The sequence below is a fragment of the Kitasatospora sp. NPDC088391 genome, assembly GCF_044753345.1.
GTDB lineage: Bacteria > Actinomycetota > Actinomycetes > Streptomycetales > Streptomycetaceae > Kitasatospora.
In genome coordinates this window covers 202,412-222,675 of record NZ_JBIVNB010000012.1, presented here as the reverse complement: position 1 = coordinate 222,675, position 20,264 = coordinate 202,412, and the positions used below count along the sequence as shown (strand labels likewise).

At 74.8% G+C, this 20,264-nt stretch carries 25 protein-coding genes; 13 read left to right on the top strand and 12 right to left on the bottom strand.

Annotated features, from left to right (window positions below; all coding sequences use genetic code 11):
* Positions 1 to 3: 3 nt before the first annotated feature.
* Positions 4 to 372, bottom strand: a complete 369-nt coding sequence (locus tag ACIQBJ_RS30185) for a ferrous iron transport protein A (protein WP_400716817.1) — start codon at positions 370 to 372, stop codon at positions 4 to 6.
* Positions 373 to 523: 151 nt separating this feature from the next.
* On the opposite strand from ACIQBJ_RS30185, the gene ACIQBJ_RS30180 reads away from it, so the two are divergent.
* From ACIQBJ_RS30180 to ACIQBJ_RS30170, 3 genes are all read left to right on the top strand, one after another.
* On the top strand, positions 524 to 1,603 hold the full coding sequence (locus ACIQBJ_RS30180) for an SPFH domain-containing protein (RefSeq protein WP_400716815.1): 1,080 nt from the start codon (positions 524 to 526) through the stop codon (positions 1,601 to 1,603).
* Positions 1,600 to 2,499 (top strand): hypothetical protein, encoded by a 900-nt coding sequence (locus tag ACIQBJ_RS30175; protein ID WP_400716813.1) that lies wholly within the window; start codon positions 1,600 to 1,602, stop codon positions 2,497 to 2,499. The genes ACIQBJ_RS30180 and ACIQBJ_RS30175 overlap by 4 nt, the downstream gene beginning before the upstream one ends.
* A gap of 191 nt (positions 2,500 to 2,690) precedes the next feature.
* Positions 2,691 to 2,921: a DUF6296 family protein gene (locus ACIQBJ_RS30170; RefSeq protein ID WP_400716811.1), complete on the top strand. Its 231-nt coding sequence runs from the start codon at positions 2,691 to 2,693 to the stop codon at positions 2,919 to 2,921.
* A gap of 146 nt (positions 2,922 to 3,067) precedes the next feature.
* On the opposite strand, the gene ACIQBJ_RS30165 is transcribed toward ACIQBJ_RS30170, so the two are convergent.
* The gene (locus ACIQBJ_RS30165) at positions 3,068 to 4,051 is read right to left on the bottom strand and encodes an aldo/keto reductase (protein ID WP_400716809.1); all 984 of its coding nucleotides are present in this window, start codon (positions 4,049 to 4,051) and stop codon (positions 3,068 to 3,070) included.
* Between the two features lie 219 nt (positions 4,052 to 4,270).
* Positions 4,271 to 4,846 carry a TerD family protein gene (locus ACIQBJ_RS30160; protein WP_400716806.1) on the bottom strand — a complete coding sequence of 192 codons (576 nt, stop codon included), beginning with the start codon at positions 4,844 to 4,846 and terminating at the stop codon, positions 4,271 to 4,273.
* A gap of 246 nt (positions 4,847 to 5,092) precedes the next feature.
* On the opposite strand from ACIQBJ_RS30160, the gene ACIQBJ_RS30155 reads away from it, so the two are divergent.
* Both ACIQBJ_RS30155 and ACIQBJ_RS30150 read left to right on the top strand, forming a co-directional pair.
* Positions 5,093 to 5,455 carry a UBP-type zinc finger domain-containing protein gene (locus tag ACIQBJ_RS30155; RefSeq protein ID WP_400716803.1) on the top strand — a complete coding sequence of 121 codons (363 nt, stop codon included), beginning with the start codon at positions 5,093 to 5,095 and terminating at the stop codon, positions 5,453 to 5,455.
* 25 nt (positions 5,456 to 5,480) lie between these two features.
* Positions 5,481 to 5,954: a MazG-like family protein gene (locus ACIQBJ_RS30150; protein WP_400716800.1), complete on the top strand. Its 474-nt coding sequence runs from the start codon at positions 5,481 to 5,483 to the stop codon at positions 5,952 to 5,954.
* A 24-nt stretch (positions 5,955 to 5,978) separates the two neighbouring features.
* Here ACIQBJ_RS30150 and ACIQBJ_RS30145 read toward each other — a convergent pair whose 3' ends face one another.
* Positions 5,979 to 6,821 carry a helix-turn-helix transcriptional regulator gene (locus ACIQBJ_RS30145; protein WP_400716799.1) on the bottom strand — a complete coding sequence of 281 codons (843 nt, stop codon included), beginning with the start codon at positions 6,819 to 6,821 and terminating at the stop codon, positions 5,979 to 5,981.
* A gap of 208 nt (positions 6,822 to 7,029) precedes the next feature.
* Here ACIQBJ_RS30145 and ACIQBJ_RS30140 point away from each other — a divergent pair, with 208 nt between their 5' ends.
* Positions 7,030 to 7,233 carry a hypothetical protein gene (locus ACIQBJ_RS30140; protein WP_400716796.1) on the top strand — a complete coding sequence of 68 codons (204 nt, stop codon included), beginning with the start codon at positions 7,030 to 7,032 and terminating at the stop codon, positions 7,231 to 7,233.
* A gap of 85 nt (positions 7,234 to 7,318) precedes the next feature.
* Here the strand turns inward: ACIQBJ_RS30140 and ACIQBJ_RS30135 are convergent, their stop codons facing one another.
* Complete coding sequence (locus tag ACIQBJ_RS30135; RefSeq protein WP_400716794.1) at positions 7,319 to 7,450, bottom strand: DUF6126 family protein; 132 nt, start codon at positions 7,448 to 7,450, stop codon at positions 7,319 to 7,321.
* Positions 7,451 to 7,610: 160 nt separating this feature from the next.
* On the opposite strand from ACIQBJ_RS30135, the gene ACIQBJ_RS30130 reads away from it, so the two are divergent.
* Positions 7,611 to 8,393 carry an SGNH/GDSL hydrolase family protein gene (locus ACIQBJ_RS30130; protein ID WP_400716791.1) on the top strand — a complete coding sequence of 261 codons (783 nt, stop codon included), beginning with the start codon at positions 7,611 to 7,613 and terminating at the stop codon, positions 8,391 to 8,393.
* 117 nt (positions 8,394 to 8,510) lie between these two features.
* Here ACIQBJ_RS30130 and ACIQBJ_RS30125 read toward each other — a convergent pair whose 3' ends face one another.
* Positions 8,511 to 8,921, bottom strand: coding sequence for an organic hydroperoxide resistance protein (locus ACIQBJ_RS30125; RefSeq protein ID WP_400716942.1), 411 nt, complete (start codon positions 8,919 to 8,921; stop codon positions 8,511 to 8,513).
* 207 nt (positions 8,922 to 9,128) lie between these two features.
* Here ACIQBJ_RS30125 and ACIQBJ_RS30120 point away from each other — a divergent pair, with 207 nt between their 5' ends.
* Complete coding sequence (locus tag ACIQBJ_RS30120) at positions 9,129 to 9,671, top strand: MarR family winged helix-turn-helix transcriptional regulator (RefSeq protein WP_400716789.1); 543 nt, start codon at positions 9,129 to 9,131, stop codon at positions 9,669 to 9,671.
* A gap of 163 nt (positions 9,672 to 9,834) precedes the next feature.
* On the opposite strand, the gene ACIQBJ_RS30115 is transcribed toward ACIQBJ_RS30120, so the two are convergent.
* On the bottom strand, positions 9,835 to 10,104 hold the full coding sequence (locus ACIQBJ_RS30115) for a DUF2630 family protein (protein WP_400716787.1): 270 nt from the start codon (positions 10,102 to 10,104) through the stop codon (positions 9,835 to 9,837).
* 259 nt (positions 10,105 to 10,363) lie between these two features.
* On the opposite strand from ACIQBJ_RS30115, the gene ACIQBJ_RS30110 reads away from it, so the two are divergent.
* Positions 10,364 to 10,753: an SCO5389 family protein gene (locus ACIQBJ_RS30110; protein WP_400716784.1), complete on the top strand. Its 390-nt coding sequence runs from the start codon at positions 10,364 to 10,366 to the stop codon at positions 10,751 to 10,753.
* Here the strand turns inward: ACIQBJ_RS30110 and ACIQBJ_RS30105 are convergent.
* Both ACIQBJ_RS30105 and ACIQBJ_RS30100 read right to left on the bottom strand, forming a co-directional pair.
* Positions 10,698 to 11,675, bottom strand: coding sequence for an alpha/beta fold hydrolase (locus ACIQBJ_RS30105; protein ID WP_400716782.1), 978 nt, complete (start codon positions 11,673 to 11,675; stop codon positions 10,698 to 10,700). The two genes, ACIQBJ_RS30110 and ACIQBJ_RS30105, sit on opposite strands and share 56 nt — an antisense overlap.
* A gap of 181 nt (positions 11,676 to 11,856) precedes the next feature.
* On the bottom strand, positions 11,857 to 13,338 hold the full coding sequence (locus tag ACIQBJ_RS30100; protein ID WP_400716780.1) for an MFS transporter: 1,482 nt from the start codon (positions 13,336 to 13,338) through the stop codon (positions 11,857 to 11,859).
* Between the two features lie 328 nt (positions 13,339 to 13,666).
* Between ACIQBJ_RS30100 and ACIQBJ_RS30095 the strand changes: the two genes are divergently transcribed.
* On the top strand, positions 13,667 to 14,275 hold the full coding sequence (locus ACIQBJ_RS30095; RefSeq protein WP_400716778.1) for a TetR/AcrR family transcriptional regulator: 609 nt from the start codon (positions 13,667 to 13,669) through the stop codon (positions 14,273 to 14,275).
* 34 nt (positions 14,276 to 14,309) lie between these two features.
* Here ACIQBJ_RS30095 and ACIQBJ_RS30090 read toward each other — a convergent pair whose 3' ends face one another.
* Positions 14,310 to 14,918, bottom strand: coding sequence for a TIGR03086 family metal-binding protein (locus ACIQBJ_RS30090; protein ID WP_400716776.1), 609 nt, complete (start codon positions 14,916 to 14,918; stop codon positions 14,310 to 14,312).
* A gap of 128 nt (positions 14,919 to 15,046) precedes the next feature.
* The gene (locus ACIQBJ_RS30085; RefSeq protein WP_400716773.1) at positions 15,047 to 15,613 is read right to left on the bottom strand and encodes a DJ-1/PfpI family protein; all 567 of its coding nucleotides are present in this window, start codon (positions 15,611 to 15,613) and stop codon (positions 15,047 to 15,049) included.
* Between the two features lie 257 nt (positions 15,614 to 15,870).
* Between ACIQBJ_RS30085 and ACIQBJ_RS30080 the strand changes: the two genes are divergently transcribed.
* Positions 15,871 to 16,671 (top strand): tyrosine-protein phosphatase, encoded by an 801-nt coding sequence (locus ACIQBJ_RS30080; RefSeq protein ID WP_400716771.1) that lies wholly within the window; start codon positions 15,871 to 15,873, stop codon positions 16,669 to 16,671.
* Positions 16,672 to 16,791: 120 nt separating this feature from the next.
* Here ACIQBJ_RS30080 and ACIQBJ_RS30075 read toward each other — a convergent pair whose 3' ends face one another.
* Entirely contained in the window at positions 16,792 to 17,466 is a 675-nt protein-coding gene (locus ACIQBJ_RS30075) for a VOC family protein (RefSeq protein ID WP_400716769.1), read from the bottom strand.
* Between the two features lie 196 nt (positions 17,467 to 17,662).
* Here ACIQBJ_RS30075 and ACIQBJ_RS30070 point away from each other — a divergent pair, with 196 nt between their 5' ends.
* The gene (locus ACIQBJ_RS30070) at positions 17,663 to 18,592 is read left to right on the top strand and encodes a diiron oxygenase (protein WP_400716766.1); all 930 of its coding nucleotides are present in this window, start codon (positions 17,663 to 17,665) and stop codon (positions 18,590 to 18,592) included.
* Positions 18,593 to 18,713: 121 nt separating this feature from the next.
* Positions 18,714 to 20,207 carry an MFS transporter gene (locus tag ACIQBJ_RS30065; protein WP_400716938.1) on the top strand — a complete coding sequence of 498 codons (1,494 nt, stop codon included), beginning with the start codon at positions 18,714 to 18,716 and terminating at the stop codon, positions 20,205 to 20,207.
* Positions 20,208 to 20,264: the final 57 nt, after the last annotated feature.

Sequence of the window (20,264 nt, the reverse complement as noted above, 5' to 3'; positions counted from 1 at the left end):
CGGCTACCGGAGCGGGCGCAGGTAGCGGGCCCGGACCAGGGCCTTGCGGTACGGCCCGCCCCCGTCGCTGTCGTACTGCGGCTCGTCGAACGCCACCCAGTAGGCCAACTCCCCTTCTTCCGCACGGGAGTCGGTCACCGGCTCCGGAGCCCCCATGGCGTCGACGACGCCCCGGAACTCCGCCCGCCAGGGACCGCCCCACTCGCGGTCGCGGACGACCGTCACCCGGGTTCCGGCGGCGAGCGCACCCTCCGGCCAGACCCGGGCCAGGGGGCGGCCGCGGATCGCCTCGATCGCCGCCCGGTCGGCGTCCGACCCCGGCTCCGCCCCGACTCCCCGACCCGACCCGGTTCCACGACTCTCACCCGTCATCCGGCCAGCGTGCACGAACCGACCCGCCGCGGCCAGTGAATTCGGGCCGCCCTCGGCACTCTCCACCCACACCCCCTTTTCGTCGTATTGACGACAAGCAGCGCCATCCATTATCGTCATTACGACGAAAAGAGAGGACACCGCGACTCCCATGGCCGACATCACGCGCCGCCTCGGCTTCCGGCACCTGCGCTCCGCGCCCACCAGCCACATCCGCCACCTGCGCGGCGGGCAGGTCGCCCACGAAGGCACCGGTCTCGCCTTCTGGTTCCGCCCGCTCACCGCCGCGATATCCGAAGTACCGGCGGAGGACCGTGAGTTGGCGATGATGTTCCACGCCAGGACGGCCGACTTCCAGGACCTCGCGGTGCAGGCCACCGTCACCTACCGGATCAGCGACCCGGCCGTCGCGGCGACCCGCCTCGACTTCGGCATCGACCCGGACACCGGCGTCTGGCGCTCCGAGCCGCTCGCCCAGCTCGGCACCCTGCTGACCGAGACCGCCCAGCAGCACGCCCTCCAGCTGATCGCCCGCAGCCCGCTCGCCGACACCCTGGTCGACGGCGTGACCACCGTCCGGGAACGGATCGCGGAGGGCCTGTCCGCCGAACCCCGGCTGGCCGAGATCGGGCTGACGGTGCTCGCGGTCCGCGTCACCGCCGTCCGCCCGGAGGCCGAGATGGAGCGGGCGCTGCGCACCCCGGCCCGGGAGCTGGTCCAGCAGGAGGCCGACCGGGCGACCTACGAGCGGCGCGCCGTCGCCGTCGAGCGGGAGCGGGCGATCGCCGAGAACGAACTCGCCAGTCAGATCGAACTCGCCAGACGCGAGGAGGAGTTGGTGGCGCAGAAGGGCACCAACGCGCGGCGCGACGCGGAGCAGAAGGCCGCCGCCGACGCCGTGCGCACCGACTCCGAGGCGGCCCGCCGCACCCGGCTGGCCGTGGCGGAGGCCGAGGCGGCCGGCACCATGGCGGTGCAACAGGCCGAGGCGGCAAGGGCGTTGGGCGAGGCGAAGGCGGCCGCGGAGGCGGCCTGGCTGACCGCGCACCAGCAGGTCGGCCCGGAGATCCTGCAGGCCCTGGCGCTGATCCGGCTGGCCGAGCACCTGCCGCGGATCGACAGCATCACGCTCACCCCGGACGTGCTGACCGGCCTGCTCACCCGACTGTCGACCCCGGCGGCGGGCGCGGGCACGGCGGGCGCGGGCGGTGCCGAGGTGCCGGGTCGATGAGTCTCGCCCCGCGCGTGGTGCTGGTCCACCGGCGCACCGAGTACGAGGAGTTGATCGCCCACCACGGGACGCGGGGCCAGGCCGAGTTCTTCCTCGCCCGGCGCGGCCGTTCGCTGGCCGAGGCCGAGCAGCGGCACCACCTGGCCCGGGGCGCGCTGGCCGAGGTGTCGGCGGCGGTGCCGCTGGACTGGCGGCAGACCCGGGTGGAGCGCTCCGACCTGGACCGCTTCCTGTTCGGCCCGGAGGACCTGGTCGTGGTGGTCGGCCAGGACGGGTTGGTCGCCAACACCGCGAAGTACCTGGCGGGGCAGCCGGTGATCGGGGTGGACGCCGAGCCGGGCCGCAACGCGGGCGTGCTGGTGCGGCACCGTCCGACGCAGGCCGGTCCGCTGCTCCGGGCGGCCGTCGCGCCGGGCGTGGAGCGGCGGTTGGAGCTGCGGACCATGGTGGAGGCGGTCGCGGACGACACCCAGCGGCTGCTGGCGCTGAACGAGATCTACCTGGGGCAGCCCGGCCACCAGACCGCCCGCTACCGGCTGGCGGCGCCGGGCGGCGAGACCGAGTCGCAGGCGTCCTCGGGCGTGCTGGTGGGCACGGGCACCGGTGCGACCGGCTGGTGCCGTTCGGCCTGGCTGCAGCGCTCCAGCCGGCTGGAGCTGCCGTCCCCGACCGCCCCGGGCCTGTCCTGGTTCGTCCGCGAGGCCTGGCCGTCGCCGGTGACGGGCACCTCCCGGGTCGAGGGCCTGCTCGGCGCGGAGCAGCAGCTCAGCCTGACCGTCGAGTCCGAGCGCCTGGTCGCGTTCGGCGACGGCATCGAGGCGGACGCCCTGCAGCTGACCTGGGGCCAGACCGTCCAGGTCGGCCCGGCCGCCCAGCGCCTGCACCTGCTGGTCTGACCCGGCCCGCGCCCCGCGCCTCCGCGCCCCCTGCACCGACGCCCGACCGGCGCCTCCGAGAAGACGGCCCTCGTCGGCCGCCGACCGGGCGGAGCCGCCACGACACCGTTCCTCCCGGCGGCCGACCGTCCCCGGGTCTCCGGCCGCCGTGCCTACGATGGGGGGGGACGGAACGGTTAGGAGAAACGATCATGGTGCAACGCTTCGCCCTCACGTTCCCCGGGGAGACCGGCGGCCACGCCGAGCAGGACGTGGTGGTCGTGGAGGCCACCGGAACCCGGGGGCCCGGCGGACATCCGGTCTACGCGGACCCGTCCGGAATCGTGCAGGCCGAGATCAGCGACCGCGGGGAGGTCCGGATGCTGGCCAGCGGCGGCCACCAGAACCCCCGCACACCGGTCCACGCCGAACCCCTCGACTGACGACCGGACGAGCGGACGTCCTGACGAGCGGACGAGCGGGCTCCTCCGCGACCGGACGGGAAAGCGCTTGCCGTTCCGAACCGGCAAGCGCTTTCCCGTCCCTTTCCCGTGCCGGGCGCCCTACCGGGCCGCCGTCACCGCCACCGTCACCAGCGCGAGTGCACCTGGGCCCGCAGCCGCCGGTCGTACAGCTCCCGGACGGCCCGCAGGGTCTGCTCGGGCAGCGGCGGCAGGGCCATCGTCTCCGCGTTGGCCCGCGCCTGGGCGGGGGTACGGGCGCCGGGGATGACGGTGCTGACGCCGGGCTGCTGGACGATCCAGCGCAGCGCGGTCTGTGCGGAGGTCGCGCCGGGCGGGGCCAGCCGGGCGAACTCGTCGGCGGCCTCGACGCCGGTGGCGAAGTCGATGCCGGAGAAGGTCTCGCCCTGGTCGAACGCGGAGCCGTCCCGGTTGTAGGTGCGGTGGTCGTCCGCGCCGAACAGGGTGTCCTTGGTGTACTTGCCGGAGAGCAGGCCGGAGGCCAGCGGCACCCGGGCGATGATGCCGACGCCGGCCTCGGCGGCAGCGGGCAGCACCCGGTCCAGCGGCTTGAGGCGGAACGGGTTGAGGATGATCTGCACGCTGGCCACGCCGGGACGGGCGATCGCGGTCAGCGCCTCCTCGCAGGTCTCGACGCTGACGCCGTAGGCCGCCGTGCGGCCCTCCTCGACCAGGGTGTCGAGCCCGTCGAACACCGCGTCGCTGGAGTACACCGAGCTGGGCGGGCAGTGCAGTTGCACCAGGTCGAGCCGTTCGACCCCGAGGTTGCGGCGCGAACGGTCGGTCCATTCGCGGAAGTTGGCGAGGGTGTAGTTCTCCGGCAGCTGCGGCAGCCGACGGCCGAGCTTGGTGGCGACCGTCAGGTCCCGGTCCTGCCGTTCCTTCAGGAAACGGCCGATCAGCTGCTCGCTGCGGCCGTCCCCGTAGACGTCGGCGGTGTCGAAGAAGGTGACGCCCGCGTCCGCCGCGGCGTTCAGGACCGCGAGTGCGTCGTCCTCCAGCACTACACCCCAGTCGGCGCCCAGCTGCCACGTCCCGAGGCCGATCACCGACACCGGGCGCCCGGTCCTGCCAAGTACACGCTGTTCCATGCGGCCGAGCCTGCCACAGCACCGCGCCCGCCCCGATCGCCGACACTCCGCCCGCCCGCACGCGCACACGCACGGCCGCCCGCGCCCGGTCACCCGGCGCGGGCGCAAGCACCGCCGCCCCGCCGCCCCGCTGCCGGAGCGGGCAGCGGGGCGGCGGGGCAGGACCGGGCGACAGGTCGTCCCGTCGCGGGAGCGTCCCGGAAGAGTCCCGGGAAGGCGTCAGACGTTGACGCCGTAGTCCAGGGCGATGCCGCGCAGGCCGGAGGCGTAGCCCTGGCCGATGGCGCGGAACTTCCACTCGTTGCCGTAGCGGTAGAGCTCGCCGAAGACCATCGCGGTCTCGGTGGAGGCGTCCTCGGTGAGGTCGTAGCGGGCGACCTCGGTGCCGTCGGCCTCGTTGAGGACCCGGATGAAGGCGTTGCGGACCTGGCCGAAGCTCTGGTGGCGGTTCTCGGCGTCGTAGATCGACACCGGGAAGACCACCTTGGCGACCTGCGGCGGCACGGCCGACAGGTCGACCTTGATCTGCTCGTCGTCGCCGTCGCCGCCACCGGTGAGGTTGTCACCGCTGTGCTCGACCGAGCCCTCGGGGCTGCGCAGGTTGTTGTAGAAGACGAAGTGCTGGTCGCTGAGCACCCGGCCGCCGTCGCCGCAGAGCAGCGCGCTGGCGTCCAGGTCGAAGTCGGCACCCGTGGTGGCCCTGACGTCCCAGCCGAGGCCGACGATGACGCTGGTGAGCCCGGGCGCCTCCTTGGTCAGCGAGACGTTGCCGCCCTTGGCGAGCGTGACTCCCATGTGTGCCCTCCTGTGGTGTCCCCGTACCGGGCCCGGTAGTTCGACCCGGCGGCTGTCACCCGGCCGCGTGGTCGGGATCGGGCCCCGACCTTGAATCTACAGCACTGTAGATCGGTTAGGAATCCGCCTGCCGTCCCCGCCCCGCCGACCGCCTCCCCGGGGGACGCCCCCGTCCGGCACGCCGGTTCCGCCGGCCTTCCGCACGGCGCGGACCTGCGGGCATAGGCTCGGTGCGGAGGTGTCGCGATGAGCGAGGACACGACGGTCCCCGGGATCGATCCGAGCGTGCCGCCGAGCGGTGACGGCTGCGTGGAGTGTTTGGCGGGCGACGGCCAGGGCTGGTGGTTCCACCTGCGCAGGTGCGCGGCGTGCGGGCACATCGGCTGCTGCGACTCCTCGCCGTCCCAGCACGCCACGGCGCACGCCCGGACGGCGGGGCATCCGTTCCTGACCAGCTTCGAGTCCGGCGAGGACTGGTTCTGGAACACCGAGACCGAACAGTTCTACGAGGGCCCGCCGCTGGCCGGGCCGACCGCCCACCCGGCCGCCCAGCCCTCCCCGGGCCCGGTCGGGCACGTCCCGGTCGACTGGCAGCAGCGCCTGAACTGATCACCGGCCGCACTAGAGTTGCCCCGTGCGCCCGCACCGCACCAGCCGAACACCGGGGCCCGCCCCGTCCGGCGCGGACGGCTCCGTGCGCACCGACGGCATCGACGGCATCGACGGTGGAGGGAACGGGCGCGTGGACGAGCGCGAGCGGCAGTGGGCGACGGTGCGGCGGCTGGCGGACTGGCTGGCCGAGGGCAGCACCCAATCCGCGGAGATGCAGCGGGTGTTGCAGTGCCTGAAGCTCGGCGAGGAGGCCGGGGAGGTCGCCGAGGCGGTGATCGGCGCGCTCGGCCAGAACCCGCGCAAGGGGTTCTCGCACACCTGGGACGACGTGGCGGACGAACTCTGCGACGTGGTGATCACCGCGATGGTGGCGCTCGTCCGCGTGCACCCCGACCCGGCGGCCGCGTTCGACGCCCACCTGGCGAAGGTCGCCGCCCGGGTGCTGCCCCCGCTCGACGACCCCGGCCGGGACGGCGACGGCCACCCGCCGTCCTGACCGCCCGCGCCACGTCCCCGGACGTCAGGGCGTGTCGGGCGGTGCGACGGCCCGTGCCAGCCGGAGCAGTTCGGCCTCGGAGCGCGACCCCGGCTCCGCCGTGTACACCGGGATCACCAGGTCGGGACGGCCGGCGGGCTGCAGTGTCGACAGGGACAGCCGCAGCGGCCGCGCGGCCCCCGGGGAGGCGAGCAGCAGCGTCGTGTGGGGCTGCTCCAGTACCACCTGCTCGTCCCAGAGCTGCCGGAACTCCGGGCTGCACTCCCGCAGTTCGGCGATCTCGCGGGTGAACGCGGCGTCCCGGGGCCGTCGGCCGACCTCGGTGCGCAGCAGGCCGACGGTCTCCCGGGACTTGGTCTCCCAGTCGACATAGAGACGGCGTACGCGCGGGTCGGTGAAGACCAGGCGGCCGATGGTGCGCTCCTCGGGGGGCAGGCGGCCGAAGTCGAGGAAGACGGCGGCGGCGAGCCGGTTCCAGCCGAGGATGGCGCCGCCCGGGCCGACCAGGTAGGCGGGCGTGCGGTCCATCGCGTCGAGCACCACCTGCAGGTCGGGCAGGCGCCCGGCCGGGAGCGGCGTTCCGTCGGCGCCCGCCGGCCGGGCGAGGCTGCGCAGGTAGCGGCGCTCCCCCGGGCTGAGCCGCAGGGCCTCGCCGACCGCTTCGAGGACGGCGTCGGAGACGCGTGAGGCGTTGCCGCGTTCCAGTCGCGTGTAGTGCTCCACGCTCATCGCCGCGAGGTGGGCGACCTCCTCCCGGCGCAGCCCGCTGACCCGGCGGGTGCCGTGGACCGGGAGCCCGACCTCGTCGGGACGCAGCCGCGCCCGCCGGGAGAGCAGGAAGTCACGGAGCGCCTCGGACAGGTCCATGCCCGCGATTGTCTCGGTACCGACAACTCCCGTCCAGACCAACCGAGTTCGGCCCGGCCACAGTCCGCGCGGCTCTGCCAGGTCGGATCGTGACCTCCCTGGCGTCCCCTCCCGTGGGCCACTCTCGTGCTGCCGCCCCCGCTCGGGGGCGGCCGGGGCAGTGCGCGGCCCGCGCCAGTGGGGCCGCCCGTCAGGAAGGGGCCCGTCCATGGCCACTCGCAGCAGCACCACCAGCTCCACCGCCCGTCCCGGCAAGCGGCGTGCGGCCGTCGCACTCGCCGGCCTGGTCGCGTTCGTCGGTCTCGGCGTGGCGACGGCGAGCAGCGCCTCGGCGGACGAGCGTCCGCGGGGCTGCTACGTCGAGGTCTACTACCACGGCGGCTGGCACAAGATTCAGGTCAAGTGCGCCTGAGCCGCGCCTGATCCGGCCCCGTCCCGCCCGCGGGGCGGGGCCGGACACTGGACGGACTGGGCGGCACGGGCCCGGCGCTACGGGCTCAGTGGTGGCCGACGGCGAACAGCAGGATGACGAAGCCCGCGAACAGGTGGGTGCCCGCGATGTAGATGGACGCCCGGATCAGCATCTGCTTGCGGCGCGTCTTCTCCTCGCGCACGGCTGCGCTGGTCACACCGGGCTCCTCTCCTGGTCTCCGCCCGACCGCGGCCCGGCCGCCCCGGGGGCGTCGGGCCCTCTGAAGGGTAGCCGTTGCGGGCCCGTGGCGGAGATCACCCGGGCGGTGGGGCACCTACGGTGGCGTAAGTCACTTCACAAGGTGAACTATCTCCTCCATGGCCGACTACCAGGAGACCCTTGCCCTCACTTCCTACGCCGCTCTCGGGGACAGCTTCACCGAGGGCCTGAACGACCCCGGCCCGGACGGCCAGTTCGCCGGCTGGGCCGACCGGCTGGCCGGGATGCTGGCCGGGCTGCGGCCGGAGCACGACTTCCGGTACGCCAACCTGGCCGTCCGGGGTCGCCTGCTGGACCAGGTCGTCGCCGAGCAGGTCCCGAAGGTCCGCGAGTTGCGGCCCGACCTGGTGACGCTGTGCGCCGGCGGCAACGACATCCTGCGCCCGGGCAGCGACCCGGACCTGATCGCCGAGCACTTCGAGTCGGCCGTGCTGCAACTGCGCGAGAGCGCGGGGACGGTGCTGATCTGTACCGGCTTCGACACCCGCAACGTGCCGGTGCTGCGCCACCTGCGCGGCAAGATCGCCACCTACAACGCGCACCTGCGGGCGATCGCCGACCGCAACGACCTGGCCGTCGCCGACCTCTGGTCGCTGCGCGCGGTGCACGACCGCCGGGCCTGGTCCGACGACCGGCTGCACCTGTCGCCGGAGGGCCACCAGCGGGTGGCGCTGCTCGCGGCCCGCTCGCTCGGCCTGCCGGTGACGGCGGACCCGGAGGCGGCCTGGCCGCCCGCGCCCGTCAGCAGCCCCGCCGACCAGCGGCGGGAGAACCTGCAGTGGGCCCGGACCTTCCTGCTGCCCTGGGTGGGCCGCCGCCTGCGCGGCGAATCCTCCGGCGACCACGTCGAGGCCAAGCGCCCGGAACTGCTCCCGTTCTGACCCGCGGCCCCGGGCTGCCGCTGGGCCACTCGCCCGCCGGGCCCGGACAGCACTGCGGGCCGCTCCGCCCCCACGCGGATGCGGCCCGCAGACCCCGGTCGAGACCCCAGCCTCGCCTTATTCGACGATCAGCTCCACCGGAATGTTCCCGGCGGTCGCCCGGGAGTACGGGCAGACCTGGTGGGCCTGCTTGACCAGCAGCTCACCGGTCTCGCCGGCCAGCTCGTCCGGCAGCTCGACCCGGATCACGGCGGAGAGGCCGAAACCGCTCTCGTCCTTGCCGATGGTGACCTCGGCGGTCACCGAGACCTCCGAGACGTCGACCTTCGACTGCCGGGCGACCACGCCGAGCGCGCTGGAGAAGCAGGCCGCGTAACCGGCCGCGAACAGCTGCTCCGGGTTGGTGCCCTCGCCGCTGCCGCCGAGCGCGGGCGGCGGCGACAGCTTGAGGTCGAGCCGGCCGTCGGAGCTGACGGCGCGGCCCTCACGGCCGTTCGCGGTGGCCACAGCGGTGTAGAGCGCGTCCATGTCCTGCGTCTCCTTCGTCGTCATTCGTCTTCTGATGCGGCTTCGGCTTCGTGCGTGCCGTCGTTCTTCGGACCGGTCGCCCGGTGCAGCCACCCGTCGCCTCCTCCGGCGCCGGGGGCCTCGCCCTGCCCTGCCCCGTCCTGCCGATAACTACAGCACACAATTCAATTGTGCACAACTTAATCGACCGCGCGCTACCCTGGTCCCATGACCTGGCACGGCGACCACCAGCCGCCCGCGAACGCACCCACCGCCACCGCGGCAGCCCCTGCGGCGGCGGACATCGACGTCGACGTCGATCTCGCCGGGGCGGGCGACCTGCTCCTGCTCGACCAGCAGATCTGCTTCTCCCTGAACGCCGCCTCCCGGGCCTTCGGCACCGTCTACCGCACGGCGCTCAAGGACCTGGGCCTGACGTACCCGCAGTACCTGGTGATGCTGGTGCTCTGGGAGGACGGCGAGATCCCGGTCAAACAGCTCGGCGAACGCCTGCGGCTGGACTCCGGCACGCTCTCCCCCCTGCTGAAGCGCCTGGAGGCGGCGGGCCTGGTCACCCGCGAGCGCAGCCCGCAGGACGAGCGCTCGGTCCTGGTCTCCCCCACCCCCGCCGGCCGCGCCCTGCGCGAACCCGCCCGGGCCGTCCCCCGCCACATCGTGGCCGCCGCCGGCCTCCCCCTGGAGGATGTGCGCACCCTGCGCGCACTCCTCGACCGCGTCACCGCCAACCTGGACGCCACCAACGGGGCCTGACCGCCCGTCACCCCACCCGCCGGGAAGCACCCAGCCCGCCAGGCCCGCCACCGCCCGCCTGGCCCGGTCGGCCCGGCATTCCGGACGCTTCATCCATTCACGCTAGTGAGAGCCTCTAACGGAAGCTAGAGGCTCTCACTAGCGCTTTATGCTCTAGCGGGCGCTACGACTCGTAACGCTCGACCTCCTCGATACTGCGCACGCCCGCCATGTCCGGGTCCTCGCCCGCGTCGGCGCGGGCGCGGCGCTGGCGGAGCAGGTCCCAGCACTGGTCGAGCTGCTCCTCGAGGTCGTTCAGCTCACGATGCTCGGTCAGCGGGTCGATGCGCCCTTCGGCGAGCGCGGCGCGCAGGTCGCGTTCGGCTGCCACCATTTCGCTGATCCGGTCCAGGATGCGGCGGTCCGCGCCGCCTTCCGCACGCCGTTCGGTCACCGGGTCCTCCTCGCCGCCGCCACCGCCCCCACCCGGTCAACTCTAGGAACGGTGCCCGCCCGCCGCGAGCCGAACCGCCCCGCACACCGCCCCGCACGCCACCCTGCACGCCAGCCGCGCCGCCCGGCCGCCGGGACGGATCGCGCACCGCGCCGTTGCCCCGAACGAGGGAGCGGAATTGACAGTGCGTCAGGCCGGACGACAGGATCACTTACTGAAAACGAATTCCACTTCCACTTACTTCCGAAAGGCCCGCGCCATGTCGCTGGACGTCTCCCCCGCCCTGCTCGCCCTCGCCGAGCGCGACGAGGTCGCCGACGCCGACTTCCTCGCCACCGTCCGCACCTCGCTGCCGTACGCCTACCGCCTGGTCAACGACCTGACCGCCGAACTGGAGATCACCGACGCCGAGTTCGCCGACAACACGGTGGCCCCGAGCGAGGCCGAGCGCGCCCAGTTGCTGCGCGCGCTGGCCAGCGACTCGATCCGCGGGGCGCTGGAGCGGCACTTCTCGGTGAAGCTGGCGTTCCAGAACTGCCACCGCCTGGCGGTCTTCCACCCGAACGCCGAACACACCGACACCTACCGGAAGTTCACCTCGCCCCGGGCCCAGCTGCTGAACCAGTCCCCGGAGCTGCGGGACTGCTGAGCCCCGCCACCGGCCACGGATGCAGCCCCCATCCCGCCCCCGATCCGTCCACAGACCCGTCCACAGACCCGTCCAGGGCCCCGCCCCGGAGCCCGCCCAGGAAGGCCGTCACCCGCCGGGCGAACTCGGCGGGCCGGGACAGGTTGACCAGGTGGTCGGCCCCGGGAACCACCTCCGCGCGGACCCGGGGCAGGCCGGCGGCCAGGCGGCGGTGGCAGAGGTGGGTGAAGGGGGTGTCGTGCTCGCCGGTGAGCACCAGCGCGGGGGCGTCGATCCGGTCGAGGTGGGCGATGCCGGTGTGCGCGGGCTCCTCGGGCGGGTGTGGCAGGCCGAGCAGGAAGGCGGGCGAGGCCCGGTACAGCTCGGTGAGCGCCGCGCGGACCACCGGCGTGGCGCGCGGGCACCAGACGTCGAGGTCGACGGCGATCGCGGCCTCCAGGTCGCCCCGCTCCACGGCCTCCGCCCGCGGGCGCAGCGCCGCGATCAGCTCCTCGTACAGCGGCTGTTCGGCCTCGGTGAGGTCGGGCAGGTGCATCGCGGCGCCGACCAGGACCAGTCCGGCCACCCGCTCGGGGTGGGCGAGGGCGGCGTCGAGTGCTTTGCGTCCGCCGTCGGAGGCGCCGATCAGGACGGCGCGTCCGATGCCGAGGGCGTCGAGGACGGCGAGCAGGTCGGCGGTGTACGTCCAGGGGCCGGTGGGGGCGGTGGAGTGCGGGCCGGTGCCGCGGTCGTCGTAGCGGGTGACCCGGTGGCGCCCGGCCAGGGCCTCGGCCTCGGCGGCCCACATCCGGGCGTCGGTGGCCCCGGCGTTCAGCAGCACGACGTCCGGCCCGCGACCCGAGCGGACGGCGTGCAGCACGCCCCCAGGGACTTCGACGCGGAACTCCTGGTGGCGTACGGGCACGGCTCCCCCGGCGGTCACGGGCGGCACCGTCGCCGCCCTGATGCAGTGTCATATTGCACGCATCACGGGCGCACCGGCGACCGGTTTTCCGTCACGGCCCCGCCCCACCCCGTCCCAGCCCGGGCAGCGAACGGGCGGCCGGACGGCGGGGCGGCCGGACGGCGGGGCGGACGGACGGAGAGGGGGACGGGCAGGGGCCTCAGCCGCCGACCGGCTCCCGCCGGACCGTCCCGGGCTCCACCGAGTCCGGAGCCACCTTCGGAGTCGCGCCCGGAACGGTGCCCGCGCCCGTCCCCGCCACCGCGACGCCGGTCGGCCGGCGGGCCGGGACCAGGAGCGCGGCGCCCGCAGCGGCCAGGCAGAAGACGGCGAGCAGGGCGAAGCCCTGGGTGTAGCCGGACTCGTAGGGGCGGCCGGTGGGCTGGAGGTGGCCGGTGACCAGGCCGGTCATCAGCGCGGCGCCCATCGAGCCGCCGATGGTGCGGATGTTGGCGTTCATGCCGGTGGCGGCGCCGGTCTGCGCGGCGGGGACGCTCTGCACGATGAGGTTGCTCATCGAGGCGAAGGCCAGGCCGATGCCGAGGCCGAAGACGCCGGCCGCGAGGGCGACGTCCGCGGGCGAGCCGTGCCGGGCGGCGAGCAGCGCGCAGGCGACGGCGCCGAGCAGCGCGCCGACGGAGAGCTGGGCCTTGGCGGGGAAGCGTCCGGCGAGCCGGCCGCCGAGCAGGCCGGCCACGAACATGGCGCCGACCATCGGCAGCATCAGCAGGCCCGCGCCGGTGACGGTGGAGCCGAAGCCGTAGCCCGCGCTGGACGGCGTTTGCAGGAAGCCCGGCAGGAAGGCCCACAGGGCGTACATGCCGGCGCCGAACAGCAGGGCGGCGGTGTTGGTGGTCCACACGGCGGGCAGGCGCATCACCCGCAGGTCGATCAGCGGGTCGCGGGAGCGGGCCTCGTGCAGCACCCAGGCGGCGAACAGGACGACGGCGAGGGCGAGCAGGCCGAGCACGCCGGTGGAGCCCCAGCCCCAGCGGGCGGCCTGGCTGACGGGGAGCAGCAGGGCGACCAGCCAGCCGGAGAGCAGGACGGCGGAGAGCCAGTCGACGGAGCCCTCGCCGCGGACGGGCGACTCGGGGACGAAGCGCTGGGCGAGCGCGATGGTGCCGAGCAGGACGACGACGGGGAGCCAGAACAGCCAGCGGTAGTCGAGGGCGCCGACGATCGGTCCGGCCAGGACCATGCCGAGGCCGCTGCCGACAGCGATCACGGCGGACAGGTTGCTGATGCCCCCGGCGACCTTCCCGGCGGGGAACTCGTCGCGGATGATGCCGAAGGAGAGCGGGAACAGCGCGCCGCCGATGCCCTGGAGGACACGGCCGAGGATCAGCACGGTGATGTTCGGGGCGAGGGCGTCGACCAGGCAGCCGACCAGCAGCGCGACCAGCGCGGCGACCAGGGTGCGCTTCTTGCCGACGAGGTCGCCGATCCGGCCGAGGATCGGGGTGAAGACGGACGCGGAGAGCAGGTAGGCGGTCATCACCCAGGTGACGGTGGACTGCGAGGTGTGCATCGCGTCCTGGACGATCGGCAGCGCGGGGGTGATCAGCGACTGGAGCAGGGCGTAGACGCCCGCTCCGGTGGCGAGCACGCCGAAGGTGCGGCGGGGGGACTGGCGGTTCATCGGACCCTCTCGGGACTCGGGTCGGGGCGCGCGGCATCGCGGGCGCGCCCCGGCGGGGCTGTCGGCAGGGAACCAGGCCGTGGACGAGCGGTGGCCGGGTCCGGGCCGAACGGCGGCAGGATCGGGGTGGAGCGGCAACGGAACGGCAGCGGAGTGGCAGCGGAACGGCGAAAGGCGCGGCGGCACCGCGGCACGGGTACGACGGACGACGGACGACGGACGACAAGGGGACGGCCGGCGCGTCGCGGGCAGGCCGAGGAACGTGCCCCGGTGCTAAAGTCGAGGCATGCCTCCAGATTAGCGGAGGCACACCTCCGGTTCAATCCGGATGCGTCGAGAAGAGGTCACCGTGCCGGACCGACCGGACCAGATCGTCGTGAGCGAGTTCGTCGCCGCGCAGCGCCCGCGCCGCGCGGACGCCGCGCGCAACTTCGACGCGCTCCTGCTCGCCGCCCGCGCGGCGTTCGCGGAGCACGGCGCCGAGGCGTCGCTGGAGGACATCGCCCGGCGGGCGGGCGTCGGCATCGGCACGCTGTACCGGAACTTCCCGACCCGCCGGCACCTCTTCGAGACGGTCTACGCCAACGAGGTCGACGACCTGGGACGGGTCTCCGCCGAGGTCGCCGACCAGCCGCCGTGGCCCGCGCTGGCCGCCTGGCTGCGGCGCTTCGTCGAGTACGCGATGACCAAGCGGGCGATCCGGGAGGCGCTGGCGGGCGAGGAGTCGACGGTCTTCCTGGCCTGCCTGCAGTCGATGTACGACGCGGGCACCCCGCTGCTGCTGCGCGCACAGCAGGCGGGCGAGGTGCGCGCCGACATGAGCATCGATGACCTGCTGCGAATGGTCTCCGGCATCACCTCGGTCGCCTACCCGAGCGAGGAGCAGCGCGACCGGGTCCTCAACATCGCCCTGGACGGGGTGCGCACCCGCCGCTGACGCACACCCCTTCGGCACACCCACCGCCGATCGGTCAGCGGGCGGCGCCGAAGGGGTGTGCGGGGTCGCGGCCGACCAGGCCGAGCAGCCGGTCCCCGGCGGGCGCGTCGGCCGGGACCGGGACGGGGGTGGCGAACAGGCCGGAGGAGGCCAACCCCGCAGCCTGCGGGGCGAGTTCGGCGAGCGCGAACTCGGCGGCGGCCGGGTCGATCCGGGTGTCGGCGCCGATGCCCTGCGCGAGGTCCCAGGCGTGCACGATCGCGTCCACCGTCATCTCGCGGGCGTACCCGTCGGCGCGGCGCGGGCCGTAGGACAGCTGCACGGTGCGTTCCAGGGCGCCGGGTCCGGCGAAGGCGGCGCGGGCGGCCGCGGCGGCGGCCGTCCAGGCGGCGACCGGGTCGGCGCCCAGCACGTCGCCGTCGAAGCGGTCGCCGACCTCGGCGACGCTCGCGCCGGACAGCAGCGGGGGCACCCAGAGCTGCTCCGAGACCAGGTGGCCGACGAGTTGACGGACCGTCCAGTCGGCGCAGGGCGTGGGCCGCTGCCAGCCGTCGGCGGGGACGGCGCGGACCAGGTCGCCGAAGTGCTCCAGCGCCCGGGCGTGCAGGGCGAGCAGGTCCGGTCCGTCGAGGTGTGCTGCCATGCGGAACACGCTTTCCCGCCGGCCCCCGGAAGGGCAAGCCGACACCCCGACGGCCACCGGATCGACCCGTCTGCCCCACCCGCCCGAGCAACCCGCCCGAACGGACAGCCCGAGCAACCCGCCCGCCGCTACTCCACCGGGGCCTTCTCGCGCAGCAGCCGCACGAAGGCGCGCATCCAGGTCGGGTGGTCCGGCCAGGCCCGGGCGGAGACCACGGTGCCGTCGACCACCGCGTCGCCGTCCACGAACTCGGCGCCGCCGGCCGCCACGTCGGGCTCCAGCGCGGGGTAGGCGGCGGTGCGGCGGCCGGACAGCGAGCCGGCCCGCAGGGTGATCAGCGGGCCGTGGCAGATCTGCGCGAGCGGCTTGTCCTCGGCGGTGAAGTGCGCGACGATCCGCTGCACCTCGGGGTCGTTGCGCAGGTACTCGGGGGCGCGGCCGCCGGGCAGCACCAGCGCGACGTACTCGGCGGGGTCGACGTCGGCGAACGCCAGGTCGGCGGGCCAGGTGTAGCCGGCCTTCTCGGTGTAGGTGTCGTAGCCGGGGACGAAGTCGTGCACCACGAACTGCAGGGTCTTCTTGCTGGGCGCGGCGATGTCGACCTGGTAGCCCTCCTCCAGCAGTCGCTGGTACGGGTAGAACACCTCCAGCGACTCGGCCGCGTCGCCGGTGATGATCAGGATCTTCGCTGCCATCCGGGGGTTCCGTCCCTTCGTCACGCCTGGTGCGTCCCGGCCCCGGTGGGGCCGGGCGCTGCCCACCCTGCCCGCTGACGGGTCGTCAATCAACGGGGCGCACGCGGCACTGCGGCCGACCGGGGCGTGCGCTCCCCCGCGCGCCGCGGCACTCCCCCCGGGTGCCGTCGCGCCCGCCCGGGCGGCGGTACTCCGCAGGCGACCCGCCCGGGGCCGCGCCTAGCGTGCTGGCAAGGTCCGTCGGCAGGGAGGCCGTCATGCAGCACTCGCACCCCGTGGAGTCCGCCACCGTCGCCAACCTGCGCGACCTCGGCGGCATCGACCTGCCCGGCGGTGCCCGGGTGCGGCCCGGACTGGCCTTCCGCTCGGGGCAGTTGGACCGGCTCGACCCGGCGGGCGATCCGCTGTTCGCCGCGCTGGGGGTCCGCACCGTGGTGGACCTGCGCACGGCGGCGGAGCGCGCCGCGTTCCCGGACCGGGTGCCGGGCGGGGCCCACCTGCTGGTCGCGGACGTGCTGGCCGGTCCGGAGGGGAGCGGCGCGGCCGGGGCACTGGCCGCCGCGCTGGCCGATCCGGTGGCGGCGGGGCGGGCGCTGGCCGGTGGGCGGGCCGCGGCGGCGCTGCGCGAGGACTACCGGGCCTTCGTCGCCTCCCCCGCCGCCCGCCGGGCGTACCGGCAGCTGCTCACGGTGCTCGCCCACCGGGGCGGCGGGCCGGTGCTGTTCCACTGCACGGCGGGCAAGGACCGGACCGGCTGGGGCGCGAGCCTGCTGCTGCTCCTGCTGGGCGCGGACGAGGCGACGGTGCGCACCGAGTACCTGTCGGTCGGCCCGGCCGTGCACGAGCACTACGCGCCGCTGCTGGCGCGGTTCGCGGCGGCGGGCGGCGACCCGGCGGCCGCGGACGCCCTGTTCTCGGTGCGCGGCGAGTACCTGGACGCGGCGCTGGAGGCGCTGGCCGAGCACTGGCGCGACGCGGAGGGCTACGCCCGGGCGGGTCTCGGCCTGAAGGACGAGACCCTGGAGAGCCTGCGCGAGCGCCTGGTCGAGGCCGCCTGACACCCGCCCGCCCAGTACCCGCACACCCGTCCAGTACCCGTACGCCCGCCCGGCACCCGCCCGCCCGCCTGGCACCCCCGCGCGCAGTGCTGGCCCGCCCGGCACCGGCCCGACGGCCCGTCAGGCGGTGGCGCCCGCCGCGCCGACGCAGACCTCGTTGCCCTCGGGGTCGGCGAGCACCCACAGCACGGGGGCGTCCGCGTCGTTGACCAGTCGGCCGCCGGCGGCGAGCGCGGCGGCCACCCGGTCCTTCGCGCGGTCGTGCGGAACCCACACGTCGACGTGGACGCAGTTGCGCTCGGGGCGGGGCGCGTCCATCTGCTGGAAGTAGAACGGGGCGCCGCGGCGGCGCGGGTCGATCAGGTCCTCGGGGCTGCCGGAGCGGTGCTCGTAGCCGAGCAGGGCCCGCCAGAAGGCGGTGACGGCGGGCAGGTCGAGGGCGTCGACCGTCACCTGCACGGTCTGCACGGACTCCGGTTCGGGCGTCGCGCCGGCCTCCCGGGCGGCGGCGGAGACCAGCCGGGCCAGGACGAGGTGGCGTTCGGTGAGTCCGTAGTAGTCCGGTCCGCTGTCGACGAGGCGGACGGTCACGCCGTCGGGGCGCAGGTCGACGGCGGCGTCCCCGTGGCCGGCGAGGGCGGCGCCGAGCGCCGCGACCAGCCGGACGCCGTGCTCGAAGGAGCCGGTGCGGAAGAAGGCGCACGCCCCTTCGCCGAGGACCCGCCAGTCCCCGGTGCCCTCGGCGGCGTGGAACGCCACCGGCCGAATCCGTCCGCTCTTGTGATCATCAGTCATCGGGGCAGCATAGTGCCGCACCCGAACCACCTCCCAGCCCCTGCCCGACCCGCACCTCCCCTCCCCTTCCCGTCCCTTCCCCGCCCCTTCCCCACCCCGGTCCGGGCGTTGATCTGCCCGAACCCCTTGTTGACACTCTGTCTCATTGGTTTACTGCCTCCAGGAGCCCCTGCCGCCCCACCCTCCGGAGACCTCCGTGCCCGACACCGCCGCCCCCGCCACCGGGACGCTCGCCCAGCAGCGCAACGCCGACCGCGAACTGAACGCGGCCCGGCTGCTGCGCGCCTCCGCCAAGCACTCCTACGACCCGCTGACCGAGATCGACTGGGACGCCCCGCTCGACCCCGACCAGTACGCGCTGCCCGCGCACCGCGTCGCGCTCTACGGCACCCCGCTCTGGGAGCGCCTGGACGAGCGGCAGCGGGCGCAGCTGAGCGTCCACCAGTTCGCCTCCACCACCGCGGCCGGGATCTGGTTCGAGCTGGTGCTGATGGAGGGCCTGATCCGGCACGTGTACGCGGGCGACCTGACGACCCGGCACGCCCAGTACGCGCTGACCGAGGTCGCGGACGAGTGCCGGCACTCGACGATGTTCGCCCGCTACATCACCGCCACCGGCTACCCGTCGGCGCGCCCGACCGCGCGGGCGGACCGGCTGGGGCGGCTGCACTTCCTGCTGAACGACACCACGATGACCTTCGCCGGGGCGATCTTCGTGGAGGAGTTCACCGACGCGATGCAGCGCGAGATGGTCCGGGACGAGAGCCTGCAGCCGCTGGCCCGCTCGGTGGCGCGCATCCACGTGATCGAGGAGGCCCGGCACATCGGCTACGCCAAGCCGGAGCTGGAGCGCCGCTGGGCCCGGATGACGCCGGCCCGCCGGGCGGTGTTCCGCCGGGCGCTGGCGCTGCTGTCCCGGCAGGCGGTGGCCGAGCTGGTCCATCCCCGGGTGTACGCGCTGGCGGGCCTGGATCCGGTGGAGGCGCGGCGGGCGGCGGCGGCGAACCCGCACTGGCGGCAGGCCCGGGTCGACTGGTCGCGCAAGGCGCTCGACTTCTTCACCGAGGTCGGCATCGTCACCCCGGCCACCGTCCGCGGCTGGCGGCGCGGCGCGCTGCTGCCCTGACGGCCCGTCACCGCCCCCGCGAGCGCGTCCCGTCACCCCTCCTCCCGCGCGGCGGTGGTGACGGGAGGGGTCCGGGTGGCGGACGATCGTCCCCGTGAGCGACGTGAACGACGTGAACGGCATGAGTGGCGCGGACGGCGCGGACGGCGGCGGGATCCGGCTCGGTACGGCGCGCGGCCGGTGGGTGGTGGCGGCGACGGCCCTCGGGTCGGGCATGGCGCTGCTGGACGGCACGGTGGTGAACGTCGCGCTGCCGCGGATCGGCGCGGACCTCGGCGCGGGGCTGGCGGCGCTGCAGTGGACGGTCAACGCGTACATGCTGACGCTGGCGGCGCTGATCCTGCTGGGCGGGTCGCTGGGCGACCGGTACGGGCGGCGGCGGGTGTTCCTGCTGGGGGTGGCCTGGTTCGCGCTCGCCTCGGCGGGGTGCGCGGCCGCGCCGAACGTCGAACTGCTGGTGCTGGCACGGGCGTTGCAGGGCGTGGGGGGCGCGCTGCTGACGCCGGGGTCGCTGGCGATGCTGCAGGCGGTGTTCGCGGAGGAGGACCGGGCGGGCGCGGTGGGGGCCTGGTCGGGGCTGGGCGGGGTGGCGGCGGCGGTCGGGCCGTTCGTGGGCGGCTGGCTGGTGGACGGGCCGGGCTGGCGGTGGATCTTCCTGCTGAACCTGCCGCTGGCGGCCGTGGTGGTGGCGGTGACGGCCCGGCACGTGCCGGAGAGCCGCGACCCGGACGCGGCGGGCGGCTTCGACGTGCCGGGCGCGGTCCTCGCGGCGCTGTCCCTGGCGGGGATCACGTACGCGCTGACCGAGGCCGGGTCGGGCCTGTCGGCGGGCGGGGTCGCGGCGGGCCTGGCGGGCCTGGTGCTGGCGGTGGCGTTCGTCGTGGTCGAGCACCGCTCGGCGCACCCGATGCTGCCGCTGTCGCTGTTCCGCTCGCGGCTGTTCACCTCGGTCAACCTGGTGACGCTGTGCGTGTACGGGGCGTTCAGTGGGGTGTTCCTGCTGCTGACGGTGCAGTTGCAGATCGTCTCCGGGTTCACGCCGCTGCTGTCGGGGGTGGCGCTGGTGCCGATCACGGTGCTGATGCTGCTGTTCTCCGGCCGGGCCGGGCGGCTGGGGCGGGCGGTCGGGCCGCGGCTGCCGCTGACGGTGGGGCCGCTGGTGGTGGCGGCAGGCGTGCTGCTGATGCTGCGGATCGGGCCGGACGCGGACTACTGGACGGACGTGCTGCCCGCCGTGACCGTCCAGGGCGCGGGCATGACGCTGCTGGTCGCGCCGCTCACCGCGACGGTGCTGGCCGCCGTCGACGTCCGCCGGGCGGGCATCGCCTCGGGCGTGAACAACGCCGCGGCCCGGGCGGCCGGCCTGTTCGCGGTCGCCGCGATCCCCCCGCTGGCCGGGCTGAGCGGCGACGCCTACCGCGTCCCGGCCGAGGTGGACAGCGCTTTCCGGATCGCCATGCCGATCTGCGCGGGCCTGCTCGCCGCCGGCGCCCTGATCGCGCTGCTGAGCATCCGCTCGGACGCCCTCGCCCCGCCCCACCCGGTCGCCGAGCCCGACTGCGGCTGGCACTGCGACCCGACCTCGCCGCAGATCCATCCGGACGAGGGCCGCTGACGGCGGCGGCCCGCCCCGGAGGTGTTCCGGGACGGGCCGCACGTCGGCCGACGGGGT

Bases quoted from the DNA above. Each gene is read 5' to 3' on its own strand.
- ACIQBJ_RS30185 (WP_400716817.1), bottom strand. From the start codon at position 372: ATGACGGGTGAGAGTCGTGGAACCGGGTCGGGTCGGGGAGTCGGGGCG.
- ACIQBJ_RS30180 (WP_400716815.1), top strand. From the start codon at position 524: ATGGCCGACATCACGCGCCGCCTCGGCTTCCGGCACCTGCGCTCCGCG.
- ACIQBJ_RS30175 (WP_400716813.1), top strand. From the start codon at position 1,600: ATGAGTCTCGCCCCGCGCGTGGTGCTGGTCCACCGGCGCACCGAGTAC.
- ACIQBJ_RS30170 (WP_400716811.1), top strand. From the start codon at position 2,691: ATGGTGCAACGCTTCGCCCTCACGTTCCCCGGGGAGACCGGCGGCCAC.
- ACIQBJ_RS30165 (WP_400716809.1), bottom strand. From the start codon at position 4,051: ATGGAACAGCGTGTACTTGGCAGGACCGGGCGCCCGGTGTCGGTGATC.
- ACIQBJ_RS30160 (WP_400716806.1), bottom strand. From the start codon at position 4,846: ATGGGAGTCACGCTCGCCAAGGGCGGCAACGTCTCGCTGACCAAGGAG.
- ACIQBJ_RS30155 (WP_400716803.1), top strand. From the start codon at position 5,093: ATGAGCGAGGACACGACGGTCCCCGGGATCGATCCGAGCGTGCCGCCG.
- ACIQBJ_RS30145 (WP_400716799.1), bottom strand. From the start codon at position 6,821: ATGGACCTGTCCGAGGCGCTCCGTGACTTCCTGCTCTCCCGGCGGGCG.
- ACIQBJ_RS30140 (WP_400716796.1), top strand. From the start codon at position 7,030: ATGGCCACTCGCAGCAGCACCACCAGCTCCACCGCCCGTCCCGGCAAG.
- ACIQBJ_RS30130 (WP_400716791.1), top strand. From the start codon at position 7,611: ATGGCCGACTACCAGGAGACCCTTGCCCTCACTTCCTACGCCGCTCTC.
- ACIQBJ_RS30125 (WP_400716942.1), bottom strand. From the start codon at position 8,921: ATGGACGCGCTCTACACCGCTGTGGCCACCGCGAACGGCCGTGAGGGC.
- ACIQBJ_RS30120 (WP_400716789.1), top strand. From the start codon at position 9,129: ATGACCTGGCACGGCGACCACCAGCCGCCCGCGAACGCACCCACCGCC.
- ACIQBJ_RS30110 (WP_400716784.1), top strand. From the start codon at position 10,364: ATGTCGCTGGACGTCTCCCCCGCCCTGCTCGCCCTCGCCGAGCGCGAC.
- ACIQBJ_RS30100 (WP_400716780.1), bottom strand. From the start codon at position 13,338: ATGAACCGCCAGTCCCCCCGCCGCACCTTCGGCGTGCTCGCCACCGGA.
- ACIQBJ_RS30095 (WP_400716778.1), top strand. From the start codon at position 13,667: ATGCGTCGAGAAGAGGTCACCGTGCCGGACCGACCGGACCAGATCGTC.
- ACIQBJ_RS30090 (WP_400716776.1), bottom strand. From the start codon at position 14,918: ATGGCAGCACACCTCGACGGACCGGACCTGCTCGCCCTGCACGCCCGG.
- ACIQBJ_RS30085 (WP_400716773.1), bottom strand. From the start codon at position 15,613: ATGGCAGCGAAGATCCTGATCATCACCGGCGACGCGGCCGAGTCGCTG.
- ACIQBJ_RS30080 (WP_400716771.1), top strand. From the start codon at position 15,871: ATGCAGCACTCGCACCCCGTGGAGTCCGCCACCGTCGCCAACCTGCGC.
- ACIQBJ_RS30075 (WP_400716769.1), bottom strand. From the start codon at position 17,466: ATGACTGATGATCACAAGAGCGGACGGATTCGGCCGGTGGCGTTCCAC.
- ACIQBJ_RS30065 (WP_400716938.1), top strand. From the start codon at position 18,714: ATGAGTGGCGCGGACGGCGCGGACGGCGGCGGGATCCGGCTCGGTACG.